Annotated in this window: 15 protein-coding genes; 1 reads left to right on the top strand and 14 read right to left on the bottom strand. The window is 73.2% G+C overall.

From position 1 onward, the window contains the following. Positions 1–6: 6 nt before the first annotated feature. The 12 genes from coaBC to pyrR form a co-directional block, all read right to left on the bottom strand. Positions 7–1230 carry a bifunctional phosphopantothenoylcysteine decarboxylase/phosphopantothenate--cysteine ligase CoaBC gene (coaBC, locus tag BM339_RS03355; protein ID WP_021597644.1) on the bottom strand — a complete coding sequence of 408 codons (1224 nt, stop codon included), beginning with the start codon at positions 1228–1230 and terminating at the stop codon, positions 7–9. A gap of 53 nt (positions 1231–1283) precedes the next feature. Beyond that, positions 1284–1538 (bottom strand): DNA-directed RNA polymerase subunit omega, encoded by a 255-nt coding sequence (gene rpoZ / locus BM339_RS03350; RefSeq protein ID WP_021597645.1) that lies wholly within the window; start codon positions 1536–1538, stop codon positions 1284–1286. 27 nt (positions 1539–1565) lie between these two features. Next, positions 1566–2153: a guanylate kinase gene (gene gmk, locus BM339_RS03345; protein ID WP_052357909.1), complete on the bottom strand. Its 588-nt coding sequence runs from the start codon at positions 2151–2153 to the stop codon at positions 1566–1568. 94 nt (positions 2154–2247) lie between these two features. After that, entirely contained in the window at positions 2248–2574 is a 327-nt protein-coding gene (mihF, locus tag BM339_RS03340; protein WP_021597647.1) for an integration host factor, actinobacterial type, read from the bottom strand. A 788-nt stretch (positions 2575–3362) separates the two neighbouring features. After that, positions 3363–4067 carry an orotidine-5'-phosphate decarboxylase gene (gene pyrF / locus BM339_RS03335; RefSeq protein WP_024936275.1) on the bottom strand — a complete coding sequence of 235 codons (705 nt, stop codon included), beginning with the start codon at positions 4065–4067 and terminating at the stop codon, positions 3363–3365. Then, positions 4064–5044 (bottom strand): dihydroorotate dehydrogenase, encoded by a 981-nt coding sequence (locus BM339_RS03330; RefSeq protein ID WP_021600321.1) that lies wholly within the window; start codon positions 5042–5044, stop codon positions 4064–4066. Before BM339_RS03330 ends, pyrF begins: the two co-directional genes overlap by 4 nt. Continuing rightward, positions 5041–5928, bottom strand: a complete 888-nt coding sequence (locus BM339_RS03325) for an iron-sulfur cluster-binding protein (RefSeq protein ID WP_024936276.1) — start codon at positions 5926–5928, stop codon at positions 5041–5043. Before BM339_RS03325 ends, BM339_RS03330 begins: the two co-directional genes overlap by 4 nt. A gap of 68 nt (positions 5929–5996) precedes the next feature. After that, a complete protein-coding gene (gene carB / locus BM339_RS03320; RefSeq protein ID WP_075019846.1) occupies positions 5997–9365 on the bottom strand; it encodes a carbamoyl-phosphate synthase large subunit in 3369 nt (1122 codons plus the stop codon). Continuing rightward, complete coding sequence (gene carA, locus BM339_RS03315) at positions 9352–10494, bottom strand: glutamine-hydrolyzing carbamoyl-phosphate synthase small subunit (protein ID WP_083597215.1); 1143 nt, start codon at positions 10492–10494, stop codon at positions 9352–9354. Before carA ends, carB begins: the two co-directional genes overlap by 14 nt. Positions 10495–10670: 176 nt before the next feature. Then, the gene (locus BM339_RS03310) at positions 10671–11957 is read right to left on the bottom strand and encodes a dihydroorotase (protein WP_075019844.1); all 1287 of its coding nucleotides are present in this window, start codon (positions 11955–11957) and stop codon (positions 10671–10673) included. After that, the gene (locus tag BM339_RS03305; RefSeq protein WP_021597994.1) at positions 11954–12895 is read right to left on the bottom strand and encodes an aspartate carbamoyltransferase catalytic subunit; all 942 of its coding nucleotides are present in this window, start codon (positions 12893–12895) and stop codon (positions 11954–11956) included. The genes BM339_RS03310 and BM339_RS03305 overlap by 4 nt, the downstream gene beginning before the upstream one ends. Then, positions 12892–13452 carry a bifunctional pyr operon transcriptional regulator/uracil phosphoribosyltransferase PyrR gene (pyrR, locus tag BM339_RS03300; protein WP_075019843.1) on the bottom strand — a complete coding sequence of 187 codons (561 nt, stop codon included), beginning with the start codon at positions 13450–13452 and terminating at the stop codon, positions 12892–12894. The genes BM339_RS03305 and pyrR overlap by 4 nt, the downstream gene beginning before the upstream one ends. Positions 13453–13899: 447 nt before the next feature. Between pyrR and bldD the strand changes: the two genes are divergently transcribed. Then, positions 13900–14394: a transcriptional regulator BldD gene (bldD, locus tag BM339_RS03295; protein WP_021597992.1), complete on the top strand. Its 495-nt coding sequence runs from the start codon at positions 13900–13902 to the stop codon at positions 14392–14394. A 112-nt stretch (positions 14395–14506) separates the two neighbouring features. On the opposite strand, the gene BM339_RS03290 is transcribed toward bldD, so the two are convergent. Continuing rightward, complete coding sequence (locus BM339_RS03290) at positions 14507–15919, bottom strand: MFS transporter (RefSeq protein ID WP_075019842.1); 1413 nt, start codon at positions 15917–15919, stop codon at positions 14507–14509. Positions 15920–16006: 87 nt separating this feature from the next. Next, the gene (locus BM339_RS03285; RefSeq protein ID WP_033333584.1) at positions 16007–17185 is read right to left on the bottom strand and encodes a CoA transferase; all 1179 of its coding nucleotides are present in this window, start codon (positions 17183–17185) and stop codon (positions 16007–16009) included. Positions 17186–17250 lie beyond the last annotated feature (65 nt).

Below are 17250 nucleotides of genomic sequence, written 5' to 3'. Positions count from 1 at the left end.
CCGCCGTCACGCCCGCGTGGCCACGGGTTTCAGGCGCGCGGCGACGAGATCCCAGACGACCTCGGCGAGCGCCTCCTTGGCGCCGCGCGGCACCTCGGTGAGCGAGCCGTCCGCGCCGAGGATCACCGCGGCGTTGTCGGGGCGCCCGAAGGCGAGGTCCTCGCCGACCTGGTTGACGACGAGGAGGTCGCTGCCCTTGCGGGCGAGCTTGGCGCGGCCGTTCTCCAGCACGTCGTCGGTCTCGGCCGCGAAACCGACGATCACCTGGCCGGGACGGCGGTCGGCCCCCAGCCCGGCCAGGATGTCGGGGTTCTTGGCGAGCCGGATCGGCTCCGGCTCCGCGCCCTCCGCCTTCTTGATCTTCGACCGGCGGTAGCCCTCCGGGCGGAAGTCGGCGACGGCGGCGGCCATCACGACCGCGTCGGCGGACGCGGCGGCGGCCACCACGGCCTTGTGCATCTCCTCGGCCGACCCGACGGCGACGATCTCGGCCCCGGCCGGGTCGGGCAGGGCGACGTTCGCGGCGACGAGGGTCACCCGGGCGCCGCGGGCCACGGCCGTGCGGGCGAGGGCGTAGCCCTGCATCCCGGACGAGCGGTTGCCGATGAACCGGACCGGGTCGATGGCCTCCCGGGTGCCGCCGGCCGAGACGACCACGTGCCGGCCGGCGAGGTCGCGCCCGTCCGCGCCGCGCGCCAGGACGTGCCGCGCGACCTCGAACAGCTCCGCCGGGTCGGGCAGCCGCCCCGGCCCGGTGTCGGCGCCGGTGAGGCGCCCGGACGCCGGCTCGACGACGACGGCGCCGCGGTCCCGCAGCGTCGCCACGTTCGCCCGGGTCGCGGGGTGCTGCCACATCTCGGTGTGCATCGCGGGCGCGAACACGACCGGGCAGCGGGCGGTGAGCAGGGTGTTGGTGAGCAGGTCGTCGGCCAGCCCGTGCGCCGCCTTGGCGAGCAGGTCGGCGGTGGCGGGCGCGACGAACACCAGGTCGGCCTCCTGGCCGAGCCGGACGTGCGGGACGCCGGCGACGCCGTCCCACACCCGCGGCGAGACGGGCTTGCCCGACAGGGCCGCCCAGGTGGGCTCGCCGACGAAGCGGAGCGCGTCCTCGGTCGGGACGACGGTGACGTCGTGCCCCGACTCGGTGAGCCGGCGGAGCAGCTCGCACGCCTTGTACGCGGCGATTCCGGCGCTGACGCCGAGGACGACGCGCGGCTTGGGGGAGGTCATGGTGCCACGATGCCATCAGGCCCCGGGCGCCCGGGCGCCGGGGTCCGGGAGCCTCAGCCCTCGATGGGCTCGGCGTTCAGGAGGCCTTCGCGCGTCTCGCGGAGCGCGATCGACAGCGGCTTCTCCTGCACCTGGGTCTCGACGAGCGGGCCGACGTACTCCAGCAGGCCCTCGCCCAGCTGGGCGTAGTAGGCGTTGATCTGCCGCGCGCGCTTGGCCGCGATGCTCACGAGGCCGTACTTGGTGTCGACGACCTCCAGGAGCTCGTCGATCGAGGGGTTGGTGATGCCCTCATTGCTGGCTGCCACTCGGTGGCCTTCCACTAGGTCTAACGGCTACTGGTCAGCCATCAAGGCTAGCAGCTCGTCGCACACGCCTTGGACGGACGTGTTCACGAGCGTGATGTCGAACTCCTTCTCGGCGGCGAGCTCGACGCGGGCGGCGTCCAGCCGGCGCTCGATGACCTCGGGGGGCTCGGTGCCGCGGCCGGTGAGGCGGCGGACGAGCTCCTCCCAGCTGGGGGGAGCGAGGAACACCAGCAGCGCGTCGGGCATGGTCCGGCGGACCTGCCGGGCGCCCTGGAGGTCGATCTCCAGGAGCACCGGCTCGCCCTGGGCGAGGCGTTCCTCGACGGGCCGGCGGGGGGTGCCGTAGCGGTTCCCGGCGAACTCGGCCCATTCGAGGAGCTCCCCTTCGGCGACGAGCCGGTCGAAACCGGCGTCGTCGACGAAGAAGTACTGCACACCATCGGTCTCACCCGGGCGGGGGGCCCGGGTGGTCACCGAGACCGACAGCCACACCCGGGGGTGTGATCGCCGGATCTCGGCGACGACCGTGCTCTTGCCGACGCCCGACGGCCCGGACAGGACCGTCAGACGCCGCGCGAGCGGGCCATGCGGTTTGGAGCCTTCCGGCGCAGCGATGGGTGCGCCGGAGCCGGGCGGGATGGTGCCGGGCTCGGGTCGCCCCGAGCCGGCCGCGGCGGCCTGACCGCCGCGCCCGCCCGTGAGTCGCGCGTCAGCGGTTCGCACTTCCGCCGAACTCACGCTCCAGGGAGGCGCGCTGGTTGGCGCCGAGGCCCCGCACACGGCGGGACTCGGCGATGCCCAGACGCTCCATGATCTGCTTCGCACGGACCTTGCCCACACCGGGCAGGGACTCCAGGAGGGCCGACACCTTCATCTTTCCGATGACGTCGTCGGACTGACCCTCTTTGAGAACCTCGGCGAGCGAGGTTCCCCCGTGCTTCAGCTTGTTCTTAACCTCGGCCCGCTCCTTGCGAGCCTTGGCAGCCTTCTCCAGGGCTGCGGCGCGCTGTTCGGGGGTTAGGGGCGGAAGAGCCACGCCGGGTCACCTCAGGTTTCCACTCGACGGAGTCGGACGGGTTGGGAAACTAGCGAGTTCACCGCCCATTAGGCAACGTGAAGTGCCGTTTAGCCCGCCATAAATTCACGAAAATCACTCCTTGGAGTGTCCTGAATACAGAGTGTACCCAACTCGGGGCCTCCGGCGGCCCATCCCCCTGCCTTGCTGGGACTTTCGCATGATCGTGAAAATCCCCCCTTTCCGACCCCATATGCGGCACTTGGCACCGGCTCGCCGCTCCGGTTCCGCGGCTCTCCCGGGCCGTCCCGCCGCCCTCCCGGCACCCCGCCGGAGCGCTGCCGGCCGCCGCCGGGAGGCCCCCCACAAACGATCCCGACCGAGTGACGCTCATCACGCCACGCCGTTCCGCACGTCGCCGCGGGACCGTTACTGTCATCCTCGACAGCACCACCGCCAAGATCGCCCGTTCCGTCCCGGAGGACAGCGCCACCGCACCAGCTCCCCCGCCCGCCGCCAGGGCACCGTCACGGACGCGGAACCACCGGCCGGCCGCCGGCGGCGTTCCCGGCCCGGAATCGCCACTCCGCGTGAACGAGTTCGCCGTTCGCCGCGTATCCCAATGCGGTGGAGTCGGTCTCCGCATTCGCAGACGGCCAATCTCACAAAGCGCGATCCCGTGCGCCCAAGTTGATCCCCTGTCAAATAGCCGCGCACAAACAAGTTCTGCGCCCTGGCGCACCATTGGCCCCGCGCATGACGCGCCGAGGCGCGCGCCCGGCCGCCCGCGGCGCGGGCGCGGGGGCGGCTCAGGAGGTGCCGGCGGACGTCCTGCGGAGCGCCGCGGCGATGGCCGCCGCGGCGGCGCCGGGGTCGGGGGCGCCGGTGATGGGGCGGCCGATGACCAGGAGGTCGGCGCCGGCGGCGAGGGCGTCCTCGGGGGTGGCGACGCGGGCCTGGTCCTGGTTGCCGGAGCCCGCGGGGCGCACACCAGGGGTGATGAGGGTGATGCCGGGGCCGACCTCGGCGCGGACGGCGGCGGCCTCCTGCGGGGAGCACACGAGGGCCTGGGCGCCGGCGTCGACGGCGAGGACGGCGAGGCGGCGGACGGCGTCCGGGGCGGGCCCCGCCAGGCCGAGCGCGGTGAGGTCGGCCTCCCCGAGGGACGTCAGGACGGTCACCGCGGCGATCCTGGTGGCGGGGGCGGCCTCCACCGCCGCGCGGATCATGGCGGGCCCGCCGGCGGCGTGCACGGTCAGGTAGGACGGCTTGAGGCGGGCCACGGCGCGGGCGGCGCCGCGGACGGTGGCGGGGATGTCGTGCAGTTTGAGGTCCAGGAAGACCTGGACGCGGCTGGCGCCCCGGACGCTGGCGATGACGTCCGGCCCGTACCGCAGGTACAGCTCCAGGCCGACCTTGACGGTGGAGACGTGCGGTGTGACCAGGGTGGCCCAGCGCGCGGCCGTCTCCAGGTCGGGCGCGTCCAGCGCGACGGCGATGGGGGCGGAGGTCACAGCTTCTCCTTCTCGGGCTCTTGCGGGAGCACCTGGGGCGGGACGTACCCGGCGGGCTTGTGCGCGAGGCCGACCGCGTCGGCGAGGCGTCCGATGCGGCGGGCCGCGAGGGCGTCCTCCAGCTCGCGCAGGACGCGGGGGCCGGCCGCGGGGTCGTGGAAGACCGCGGTGCCGACGGCGACGGCGGACGCTCCGGCGAGGATGAACTCCAGGGCGTCCAGCCCGGTGGCGATGCCGCCGATGCCGATGATGGGCGTGCCGGGCAGGGCGGCGTGCACCTGGTAGACGCAGCGGACCGCGATCGGCCGGATCGCGGGCCCGGACAGACCGCCCGACACGCCGGTGAGGGCCGGGCGCAGCGTCAGCGGGTCGATCGCCATGCCCTCCATGGTGTTGATCAGGGCGAGGCCGTCGGCGCCCGCGTCGACGCAGGCGAGCGCGATCGTGACGATGTCGGTGACGTCGGGGGCGAGCTTGGCGAAGACGGGGACGCCGGGGCGGGCGTGGTCGCGGACGGCCCGGACGACGGCCGCGGCGGCGGCCGGGTGCCAGGCGAACATGCGCCCGCGGTCCTCGACGTTCGGGCAGGCGATGTTGACCTCGATCGCGGCGACGCCCGGGACGTTGCGGAGGCGGCGCGCGAGGTCGCCGTACTCCTCCACGCTGTTGCCCGCGACGGACACGATCGTGCGGACGTCCTGCTCCATGAGCCACGGGAGGTCGCGTTCCAGGAAGGTCTCCACGCCCGGCCCGGGCAGGCCCATGGCGGTGAGGAGGCCGCTGGGCGTCTCGGTCACGCGCGGGGTGGGGCGTCCGGCGCGGGCCTGGGCCATCACGGACATGGTGACGAAGGCGCCGAGGCGGGACAGGTCGAAGAACTGGGCGAGCTCCCGTCCCGTCCCGCCGCATCCGGAGGCCGTCAGGACGGGGTTGGGCAGTTCCAGGGGTCCGAGGGTGGTCTTGACCCGGTCGCTCACTGGGAGCCCCCTTCGGTGACGCTCAGGACGCGCGGCGCGCCCAGCGCGTCGAACGGGATGGTTCCGAGGTCGCCCCAGCGGACGCGGTCGCCGCGCAGGACGGGCCCGTCCGCGCAGGCCCGGACCATGCGGGTCACGCCGTCCTCGCCGTGGACGGGCAGCATGCACGTCATGCACACGCCGATGCCGCACGCGCCGGTCTCCTGGAGGAACTCCTCGACCGACACCTGCGAGGGCAGGCCGAGGTCGCCGGCGACCTGCGTGACCGAGCGGAGCAGGGCGGTGGGGCCGCAGCCGTAGACGACGTCGGTGCCGGTCTCCTCGATGACGCGCGGCAGGACGTCGCGGACGGTGCCCTTCTCCCCCATCGACCCGTCCTCGGTGGTGACGGTCGAGCTGTCGCCGATGCGCTGCGCCATGCGGGAGCCGAAGACCTGCTTGGCGGACGGCCCGCCGAGCACGAAGTGCACCTGGCAGCCGCGCCGCAGCAGCGTGTCGGCGAGCGCGAACACGGCCGCGCCGCCGGGGCCGCCGCCGACGAGCAGGCAGCTGACCGGGTCGCGGGGCAGCCGGAACGGGCGGCCGAGCGGCCCGACGAGGTCGAGCTGGTCGCGGGAGCGGCGGCCGGCCAGCCAGCGGGTGCCGGGCTCGGTGCCGGCGAACACCAGCTCGACGGTGCCGCCGTAGTCGGACTTGACCTCGTGCACCCCGAGGCAGCGGCGGACCAGGCGGGAGGTGTGCTCGCCGCCGACCGCGAGCGCCACGAACTGGCCGGGCCTGAACCGCTCGGCGATGGCGGGGGCCACCAGCGTGATCGCGTGGTAGTCCTGCACCTGGCGGACCGTCAGGACCGTCGCCGACGTCTGCACCGGTGTGTCGGACACCCGTCTCCCTCTCCTCGTCGTGCGCCGGGCGCGGGCGGGCGGGGCCGCCCGTCCGCGCCCGGCCCCTGTCACCCGGGCGCCACGGCACCGCCGCCGTCCGCCGCCGGGGTGCCCGCGCGCCCGTGGGCGCCGCTGAGCCGCTCGGCGTGCTCCTGGAGGGAGCGGACGCCGACCTGGCCGCCGGCGACGGCCTCGATGCCCTGCACGGCCGCCGCGAGCCCCTGCACGGTCGTCACGCACGGTACGCCTCGCAGCACGGCCGCGGTACGGATCTCGTAACCGTCGAGCCGCGGCCCGGACTGGCCGGGGCTGCCGAAGGGAGTATTGACGATGAGGTCGACCTCGCCGTCCAGGACGCGCCGCACGATCGTGGGCTCGCCGGACGGGCCCGGACCCTCGCTGTGCTTGCGCACGATCTTGGCACGCACGCCGTTGCGGCGCAGGACCTCCGCGGTCCCTTCCGTGGCAAGAATCTCAAAGCCCAGGTCAGCGAGGCGCTTCACCGGGAACACCATGTGCCGTTTGTCCCGGTTCGCCACGGAGACGAACGCGCGTCCCTTGGTCGGCAGCGAGCCGTAGGCGGCCTGCTGCGACTTGGCGAACGCGGTGCCGAACACCTCGTCGATGCCCATCACCTCGCCGGTCGAGCGCATCTCCGGGCCGAGGACGGTGTCGACGCCCTGGCCGAGCTCGTTGCGGAACCGGTCGAAGGGCAGGACGGCCTCCTTCACCGCGATGGGCGCGTCCAGCGGCAGGCTCCCGCCGTCGCCCGTCTCCGGCAGCAGCCCCTCGGCGCGCAGCTCGGCGATGGCGGCGCCCATCATGACGCGGGCCGCGGCCTTGGCGAGCGGCACCGCGGTCGCCTTGGAGACGAACGGGACCGTCCGGGACGCCCGCGGGTTGGCCTCCAGCACGTACAGGACGCCCGCGGACAGCGCGTACTGGACGTTCATCAGCCCGCGCACCCCGACGCCCTTCGCGAGCGCCTCCGTCGACTCCCGGATGCGGCGGATGTCGTCGTGCCCGAGCGTGATGGGCGGCAGCGCGCACGCCGAGTCGCCGGAGTGGATGCCGGCCTCCTCGATGTGCTCCATCACGCCGCCGAGATACAGCTCCTCGCCGTCGTACAGGGCGTCGACGTCGATCTCGATGGCCTCGTCCAGGAAGCGGTCCACGAGGACGGGGTGTTCAGGGCTCGCCTCGGTGGCGCGGGCCATGTACGACTCCAGCGTGGCGTCGTCGTACACGATCTCCATGCCGCGCCCGCCCAGCACGTACGAGGGCCGGACGAGGACGGGGTACCCGATCTCGGCGGCGATCTCGCGCGCCTCCTCGTAGGAGGTGGCGGTGCCGTGCTTGGGCGCGAGCAGCCCGGCCCTGTGCAGCACGCGCCCGAAGGCGCCCCGCTCCTCGGCGAGGTGGATGCTCTCCGGGGAGGTGCCCACGATCGGCACTCCCGCGTCCTTGAGCTTCTGGGCGAGCCCCAGGGGTGTCTGGCCGCCGAGCTGGACGATGACGCCCGCGACCTCACCCGACCGCTGCTCCGCGTGGACGACCTCCAGCACGTCCTCCAGCGTGAGCGGCTCGAAGTAGAGCCGGTCGGAGGTGTCGTAGTCGGTGGAGACCGTCTCGGGGTTGCAGTTGATCATCACGGTCTCGTAGCCCGCCTCGGCCAGCGTGAACGACGCGTGGACGCAGGAGTAGTCGAACTCGACGCCCTGGCCGATGCGGTTCGGCCCGCTGCCGAGGATCAGCACCTTGGGCTTGGCGCCCGGCGGCACCTCGGTCTCCTCGTCGTAGGCCGAGTACAGGTACGGCGTCCGCGCCTCGAACTCGGCGGCGCAGGTGTCCACGGTCAGGTAGACGGGGCGGACGCCGAGCGCGTGCCGCAGCTCCCGGACGACCTCCTCGGAGAGACCGCGCAGCTCGCCGATCTGCGCGTCGGAGAACCCGTGCCGCTTGGCGCGCAGCAGCTTGTCCCTGGTGAGCGCGTCGTCCGCCGTGCGGATCTCGTCGGCGATCTCGTTCACCGCCGCGATCTGGTCGAGGAACCAGGGGTCGATGCCGGTCGCCTTGTACAGCTCCTCGATGCCCGCTCCGGCCCAGAGCGCGCGCTGGACGTCCTTGAGGCGTCCGTCGTGCGGGCGCCTCGCCGACTCGACCAGTGCTTCGGCGTCGGCGTCGCCCGCCCAGCTGAACGACGAGCCCTTCTGCTCCAGCGACCGCAGGGCCTTCTGCAGCGCCTCGGTGAAGCAGCGCCCGATGGCCATGGCCTCGCCCACCGACTTCATGTGCGTGGTGAGCGTGCCGTCCGCGCCGGGGAACTTCTCGAACGCGAACCGGGGCACCTTAACCACGACGTAGTCGAGCGTGGGCTCGAACGACGCGGGCGTCACCCGGGTGATGTCGTTCGGGATCTCGTCCAGCGTGTAGCCGATCGCCAGCTTCGCCGCGATCTTGGCGATCGGGAAGCCGGTGGCCTTGGACGCCAGGGCCGACGACCGCGACACCCGCGGGTTCATCTCGATGACGATCATCCGGCCGGTGCCGGGGTGCACGGCGAACTGGATGTTGCAGCCGCCGGTGTCCACGCCGACCTCGCGGATCACCGCGATCGCGACGTCCCGCATGTTCTGGTACTCGCGGTCGGTCAGCGTCAGGGCGGGCGCGACCGTGATCGAGTCGCCGGTGTGCACGCCCATCGGGTCGAGGTTCTCGATCGAGCACACGATCACCACGTTGTCGTGGCGGTCGCGCATGACCTCCAGCTCGTACTCCTTCCAGCCGAGGATCGACTCCTCCAGGAGCACCTCGCCGGTCGGGGACGCGTCGAGGCCAGCGCCGGCGATGCGGCGCAGGTCGTCCTCGTCGTGGGCGAAGCCGGACCCGGCCCCGCCCATCGTGAACGACGGCCGGACGACGACCGGGTAGCCGAGCTCGCCGGCGGCCGCCAGGCACTCGTCCATCGTGCGGCAGATCAGCGACCGGGCGGACTCGGCGTTCAGACCGTGGTCGCGCGCGACCTTGGCGACGACGTCCTTGAACCGCTCCCGGTTCTCCCCGGCCTGGATCGCGTCCACGTCGGCGCCGATCAGCTCGACCCCGTACTGGGCGAGGACGCCGCCCTCGTAGAGCGCGATGGCGGTGTTCAGGGCCGTCTGGCCGCCCAGGGTGGGCAGCAGCGCGTCCGGCCGCTCCTTGGCGATGATCTTCTCGACGACCTCGGGGGTGATCGGCTCGACGTAGGTCGCGTCGGCGAACTCGGGGTCGGTCATGATCGTGGCCGGGTTGCTGTTGACCAGCGTCACCCGCAGGCCCTCGGCCTTCAGCACCCGGCACGCCTGGGTCCCGGAGTAGTCGAACTCGCAGGCCTGCCCGATGACGATCGGCCCGGAGCCGATGACCAGGACGGACTTCAGGTCTTCACGGCGCGGCATTCTTCGACGCCTCCATCAGGTCGCAGAAACGGTCGAAGAGCCCGGACGCGTCGTGCGGGCCCGCGGCCGCCTCCGGGTGGTACTGCACGCTGAACGCGGGCCGGTCGAGGAGCCGCAGCCCCTCCACGCAGCCGTCGTTGAGGTTGACGTGGCTGACCTCGGCGCGTCCGTACGGCGTGCCGAACGGGCCGTCCGTCGGCGCCTCCACCGCGAAGCCGTGGTTGTGGGCCGACACGTCGACCTTGCCGGTCGTCCGGTCCTGGACGGGCTGGTTGATGCCGCGGTGCCCGAACCGCAGCTTGTAGGTCCCGAGCCCGAGCGCGCGGCCGAAGATCTGGTTGCCGAAGCAGATCCCGAAGAACGGGGTGCCCGTGTCGAGGACGCCCCGCAGCGCGTCCACCGCGTAGCCCGCGGCGGCCGGGTCGCCGGGGCCGTTGGAGAAGAACACGCCGTCCGGGTTCAGGGCGAGGATGTCCTCCGCGGTGCTGGTCGCCGGAAGGACGTGCACCTCGCACCCCCGCTCGGACATGCGGTACGGCGTCATCGACTTGATGCCGAGGTCGACGGCCGCGACCGTGTGGCGCTTCTCCCCCATCGCCCGGACGACGTAGGGCTCGGGAGTGGTGACGTCCCGGGCCAGGTCGGCGCCTTCCATGGACGGGCTCTGCCGGACGCGTTCGAGCAAGGCGTCCGCTCCAGGCCCCACGGCGTCCGCCCCGCTGAAGATGCCGGCGCGCATCGCGCCCTTGTCGCGCAGGTGGCGGGTCAGCGCGCGCGTGCCGGAGACGGCGATCCCCACGATCCCCTGGTCGCGCAGCGCGGACCCCAGCGAACCCGTGGCACGCCAGTTGGAGGCGACACGCGCGGGCTCGCGCACGACGTACCCGGCCACCTGGATGCGGCGCGATTCGGGATCCTCGTCGTTGACGCCGGTGTTGCCGATGTGCGGGGACGTCATGGCCACGATCTGGCGCGCGTACGAAGGGTCGGTCAGGGTCTCCTGGTAGCCGGTCATGCCGGTGTTGAAGACCATCTCGCCGAAGGTCTCCCCCTCGGCGCCGTACGCGACCCCGTAGAACGTCCTACCATCTTCGAGAACCAGCAGTGCAGGCTTGGAAGCCTCACACATAGTTTCACCTTCTGCTACCATTTGATTACTGATCGCGAGAGCCAAGCGATTCGGTGTGCACGACCGCCCCGGGGCCCGGGGTGGCAGCGCGGGGAGCCCTCCAGGCGTTGGCCGGGGTGATGAACCGCGAACCATCTGGCGACAGCCGGAAACCGCGGCCATGCGCCGCGGGGAGGTCAATGGAGCTTCCCTTCGAGGACGGTCGGACGGCCGCGCAGGAAGGTCGCGATGACCCTGCCGGGCAGTTCGAGCCCGGCGTACGGGCTGTTGCGGCTCTTCGAAGTGAAGCCCGACGGGTCGACCACGGCGCGAGGCGACGGGTCGTACAGCGTGATGTTGGCGGGCGAGCCCACCTCCAGCGGACGGCCCTGTCCGGAAAGGCGGCCGATGCGGGCGGGACGGGCGGACATGCGGTCGGCGACCCCGGCCCAGTCGAGCAGGCCGGTCTCGACCATGGCCTCCTGGACCACCGGGAGCGCCGTCTCCAGGCCGATCATGCCCATCGCGGCCACGGCCCACTCGGTCTCCTTGGCCTCGACCGGGTGCGGGGCGTGGTCGGTGGCGACGCAGTCGATCGTCCCGTCGGCGAGGGCGTGCCGCAGCGCGGTGACGTCGTCGGCGGTGCGCAGCGGCGGGTTGACCTTGAAGATCGGGTCGTAGGACCCGGCCTTGCCGTCGTCGAGCAGCAGGTGGTGCGGGGTGACCTCGGCGGTCACCGGGCAGCCCTTGCTCTTCGCCCACCGGATGATCTCCACCGATCCGGCCGTGGACACGTGGCACACGTGCAGCCGCGACCCGACGTGCTGGGCGAGCAGCACGTCCCGGGCGATGACCGCCTCCTCGGCCACGGCGGGCCAGCCGCGCAGGCCGAGCGCGGCCGACATCTCGCCCTCGTTCATCTGCGCGCCCTCGGTGAGGCGCGGCTCCTGCGCGTGCTGGGCGACGACGCCGTCGAACGCCTTCACGTACTCCAGCGCGCGGCGCATGATGACCGCGTCCGACACGCAGTGCCCGTCGTCGGAGAAGACCCGCACGCCCGCGGCGGAGTCGGCCATCGCGCCGAGCTCCGCGAGCTGCTCGCCGGCGATGCCGCGCGTCACGGCCCCGACGGGCCGGACGTCGCAGTACCCGGCCTCGCGCCCGAGGCGCCACACCTGCTCGACCACGCCGGCCGTGTCGGCGACCGGGTCGGTGTTGGCCATCGCGTGGACGGCGGTGAACCCGCCCATCGCGGCGGCCCTCGTCCCGGACTCGACGGTCTCGGCGTCCTCGCGGCCCGGCTCGCGCAGGTGGGTGTGCAGGTCGACCAGCCCTGGGAGGGCCACCAGGCCCGCGGCGTCGACCACCTGCGCCCCGGCCTCGTCCAGTCCGGTGCCGACGCCGGCGACGGCGCCGCCGCGGACGAGGACGTCCGCCGCCTCGCCGCCGAGGATCCGGGCGCCCCTGATGATGTACGTCGTCACTGGGAGACCTCCTGGCCGATGGCGGGCTCGGACCCTCCGAGCAGCAGGTAGAGGACCGCCATGCGGGCGCTGACGCCGTTGGCGACCTGCTCGACGATCGTGGACCGGACGGAGTCGGCGACCTCGGCGGCGATCTCCACGCCGCGGTTCATCGGCCCCGGGTGCATGACGATGGCGTGGTCGGGCAGCTGCGCCATGCGCTCGGCGTCCAGCCCGTACCGGCGGCTGTACTCGCGCACGGTCGGGAAGTAGGAGGCGTTCATCCGCTCCTGCTGGACGCGCAGCATCATGATGACGTCGCTCTTCGGGATGACGCCGTCCAGGTCGTAGGAGACCGAGCACGGCCAGGTGTCGACCGCGACCGGGAGCAGGGTCGGCGGGGCGACCACGGTGACGTCGGCGCCGAGCGTGGCCAGGAGCAGGACGTTGGATCGTGCCACCCGGCTGTGCAGCACGTCGCCGACGATCGTGACCCTGCGGCCGTCCAGGCCGCCGAGGCGCTTGCGCATCGTGAACGCGTCCAGGAGCGCCTGCGTGGGGTGCTCGTGCGTCCCGTCGCCGGCGTTGACCACGCTGCCCTGCACCCACCCGGCGAGCCGGTGCGGCGCCCCCGAGGCGCCGTGCCGGACGACGACGCCGTCCGCGCCCATCGCCTCCAGGGTGAGGGCCGTGTCCTTCAGGCTCTCGCCCTTCGACACGCTGGACCCCTTGGCGGAGAAGTTGATGACGTCCGCCGACAGCCGCTTCGCCGCGGCCTCGAACGAGATGCGCGTGCGGGTGGAGTCCTCGAAGAACAGGTTGACGACCGTCCGGCCGCGCAGCGTCGGCAGCTTCTTGATGGAGCGGCCGGCGATCTGCGCCAGCTCCTCGGCGGTGTCGAGGACGAGCAGCGCGTCGTCCCGGCTGAGGTCGGCGGCGGAGATCAGATGGCGGTTCATTCGGCACCCCCCGTCGGGCCGAGCAGCACCGCGTCGCGCCCGTCGTTCTCGTCCAGCAGGACCTTCACGGTCTCCCGCATCGAGGTGGGCAGGTTCTTGCCCACGTAGTCCGCGCGGATCGGCAGCTGCCGGTGCCCGCGGTCGACCAGGACGGCGAGCTGGACGGCGCGGGGCCGGCCGAGGTCGTTCAGCGCGTCCAGCGCGGCGCGGACCGTCCGCCCGGAGAACAGCACGTCGTCGACGAGGACGACGACCTTGTCGTCGACGCCCCCGGCGGGCAGCTCGGTGCGCCCGAGCGCGCGGGCCGGGCGCATCCGCAGGTCGTCCCGGTACATGGTCGCGTCGAGCGAGCCCCAGGGCACCGGGCGGCCCTCGACCTCGCGCAGCGCCCCGGCGAGCCGCTCGGCCAGCGTCACGCCGCGGGTCTGGATGCCGAGCAGCAGGACGTCGTGGCCGCCCTTGGTCCGCTCGACGATCTCGTGTGCGATGCGGGTGAGCGCGCGCCTGATGTCGGGACCCTCCAGAACGGCCTTGGGCCGGGGGTCACCGTCCGCCACGCGCGCCCCCGCCGGCCGTTCCGGCCTGGAGGCAGCATTCACCACCGAAACCTCCTTTCCCGCCTCACGGGACGGGCCTTAAAGGACGTTGTGTCCTGCCCACGGTAGCAGCCGGGCGCGCCTGCCCGGTCCCCGGCCCGCCCCGTGTCTTCGCAGGTGAGAGGCGTCACATTCGGGGGCCCGCACGGCGGCGGCCCGGGAGCGTGACGGCGCCGCCACGCCCCGCCCGCACGGCGCGGGGACGATCCGGACGGACCGGATCGAGTCCTGCGGATTCGACCGCTTTTTTCCAATCAGCTTGACCTGGCGCCGTACCCGTTTTACCGTCACTGTCCGTAACCATCCCTGGAGACAGACTCCCGGGGCCCCCTGGCTTCGCGAATCTGTCTCCCCCCGGTGACAAACCGGGGTTCGACGACGACAAAGTGAGCCTTGGGGGGCCGCAGAATGCCGTCTGAATACGCAAAGGCTCTCGGTGCGCGCCTGCGCGCCATCCGCACCCAGCAGGGCCTGTCCCTGCACGGTGTGGAAGAGAAGTCACGTGGCCGCTGGAAGGCCGTCGTCGTGGGTTCGTACGAGCGGGGCGACCGCGCCGTCACCGTTCAGAAGCTGGCCGAGCTCGCCGATTTCTACGGCGTGCCGGTTTCCGAGTTGCTGCCCGGCGGAGCCGCGCCGAGCCCGCTCGGGCCTACACCCAAGCTCGTGATCGATCTAGAGCGGTTGCAGCAGCTTCCGAAAGACAAGGCCGGTCCTCTCGCCCGCTACGCCGCGACGATCCAGAGCCAGCGGGGCGACTACAACGGAAAGGTCCTGTCCATCCGCCAGGAGGACCTGCGTTCACTGGCGGTCATCTATGACAAGTCCCCGACCGAGCTCACCGAAGAGCTCATCGGCTGGGGCGTCCTCGACCCGGAGGCGCGCCGCGCCGTCGAGTCGTTCTGATCCGCCCGCTCCACCGCACGATCCGCTCCACCGGACGGGGCCCGCCGCACCTCGCGGCGGGCCCCGTCCGCGGTCCGGGGGCCCGCACGCCCCCCCCCGCGATCACGGAGAGTCACGAGATGGGCGCGGTGTGGTACTCCGCCTCGCCGCGCACGACGTCCCCGGCCCGGCGCCGCCGCCCCCGCGGGGCGAGGAGCGCCAGCGGGAGGACGACGGCCATGACCGCGGCGCTCACGGCGAAGCCCGTGCTGTAGCCGCCCTCGCCGGGGACGGCGACGATGACGACCGCGCTGATCTGCGTCCCGAGGGACGCCCCGACCGTCCTGATGAGCGTGTTGACGCCGGTCGCGACACCCGTCTCCCCGGTCGGCACGGCGGCGACGACCAGGTTCGCCACCGCGGCGTAGGCGAACCCCAGGCCGATGCCGCGCGCCAGGCCGCCGACGTAGAGCTGCCACATGGCGTCGTGCTGGACCGCCACGAACGCGTAGCCGAGGCCGGTCATCAGCGAGCCGCCGAACAGGACCGCCCGGGAGCCGACGCGCCGGTCGAGGAGGCCCGCGGTCATCCCCGCGACCGTCATGCCGATGCTGGCGGGCAGCTGGAGCAGGGCCGCCCGGGTGGCCGTCCCGCCGAAGCCGAAGCCGGTGTCCTCCGGAAGCTGGACGAGCAGGGGGAACAGCAGGCCGCCGGCCATGAGCGCGTAACCGGACAGCAGCGAGGCGGCGTTCGCCGTCCAGACTCCGCGCACGCGCATGAGCCGCGGATCGATCAGCGGGTCGCGGACGCGGCTCTCCACCCACAGCCATGCGACGGCCGTCACGAGCGACAGCGCGAGGAGGCCGAGGACGCCGGGGGACGCCCACCCCCACTCCATGCCCTGGGTGAGGGCGGTGAGCGCGGCCACCAGCCAGGCGGCGAAGAGGGCGGCGCCCCACCAGTCGACCTTCGCCGCCGTCCGGGGCACCGGGCGCGGGACGATCCGCCAGGCGAGGACCATGCCGGGCACCAGGCCGGCGACCGGGATCCACAGCAGCCACCGCCAGCCGAGGAGGTCGATGACCGGCCCGGCCAGGCACCACGACACCGCGCCGCCCAGCCCCAGCATGGACGACATGAGGCCGATGGCCGAGGCCCTCCGCACGGCCGGCACCACGTCCCGGATGATCGTGTACGCCAGCGGGAAGACGCCGCCGCCGATGCCGCTCAGGGCGCGTCCGGCCAGCATGGCCGGCACCGTCCCGGCCAGGGCGGCGACGACCGTCCCGGTGGCCGCGACGGCCAGCACGGCGAGCAGGACGCGGCGCGGCCCGTACAGGTCGCCGAGCCGCCCGACGACCGGCGTGGCGACCGCCGCGGAGAGCGTCATCGCGGTCAGCGCCCACGCCGCGCCCGCGGGCGTGGTGTCCAGGCCGTCCTGGATCTGCGGCAGCGCGGGCGTCACGACGGCCATGGACAGCGAGTAGGCCATCACCCCGAGGAACGCCAGCAGGGGGACCAGCCCGCGCCCGCCCTGCCCCGCCACCGAGCCCTCCCCTAGTTCGCCCCCCTAACAATCTCACAGTCGGACGAACCGCCATCTATCCCCCCATGAGGGAGACGACCGACGGCGCTAGGCGATCGCGCCCTTGCCCCGCAGCGCCTCGATCCGCCGCGGGGACGCGGACAGGACGTCCCGCAGCACCTCGTCGGTGTGCTCGCCCAGCATGGGGGCGGGCAGGGGGGCCGCGGCGGCGTCGAGACGCAGCGGGGATCCGGGGGCCAGATGGGGTCCCACTCCCGGCTGGTCCAGCACGGCCATCAGCGGCTCGTCGCGCAGGCCGGCGGCCACCTCCGCGAAGCCGCGGTAACGGGACCAGAGGACGGACGTGCCGGCCAGCCCGTCCGCGACCTCCTCGCACGTGCGGGACGCGAACCAGGGGGCGAGCACGCCACCGAGGACCTCCCGGTGGCCGTAGCGGTCACCGGCGCGGCGGAAGTCGGCGTCCAGGGCCCGTTCGAGGGCGGCCGTCACCTCGCCGAGACCGGTGGCCTCCACCAGGTCGCGCCAGTGGCGGGCGGTGAGGATCGCGACCATGACCCGCCCGTCCGCGGTGGCGAAGTCGCGTCCGAAGTCGCCGAACAGGTGGTTCCCCAGGCGCGCCCTGGGCTCGCCCAGCTGCGCCTCGGCGAGGTAGCCCAGGTTCCCCGCGGTGGCCAGGGCGACGTCCTGCAGCGCCACCTCGATGCTCTGCCCCTCGCCCGTGCGCAGGCGGTGCCGCTCGGCCGCGAGCAGGCCGACGGCCATGTAGAGGCCGCACGCCACGTCCCACGCGGGCAGGGCGTGGTTGACCGGCGCCTCCCGGCCGGGCGGACCCGTGATCAACGGAAACCCCGTGGCGGCGTTCACCGTGTAGTCGACGGCGTTGCCTCCATCGCGCGTCCCCTGGAGCCGGACATGGATCAGATCCGGCCTGACCGCCTTCAGCTCCTCGTACGTGAGACCCGGCCGGGGTGGAGCGTTGGTCAGGACGGTGCCGGCTTCGGCGATGAGACCCGCGACGACCTCGCGCCCCTCCGGCGACCGCAGGTCGACGGTGACCGAGCGCTTGCCCTTGTTCAGCCCGGCCCAGTACAGGCTCCGCCCGGACGGCGCGAGCGGCCACCGGTCGATGTCGGGCCCGCCGCCGATCTGGTCGACCCGGATGACGTCGGCGCCGAGCTGCGCCAGCGTCATTCCGCCCAGCGGCGTCGCCACGAAGCTGGACAGCTCGACGACGCGCATCCCGTCCAGCGGCAATGTCCCGGCCATGCGGCGATGTCTATCAGGCGGCCGGCCGAGCCGCGCGGGGCGGGTGCGCCGGAGGGGGATCGCGC

Source organism: Actinomadura madurae, from assembly GCF_900115095.1.
Classification (GTDB): domain Bacteria; phylum Actinomycetota; class Actinomycetes; order Streptosporangiales; family Streptosporangiaceae; genus Spirillospora; species Spirillospora madurae.
This window is presented reverse-complemented; position numbering and strand designations above follow the sequence as displayed.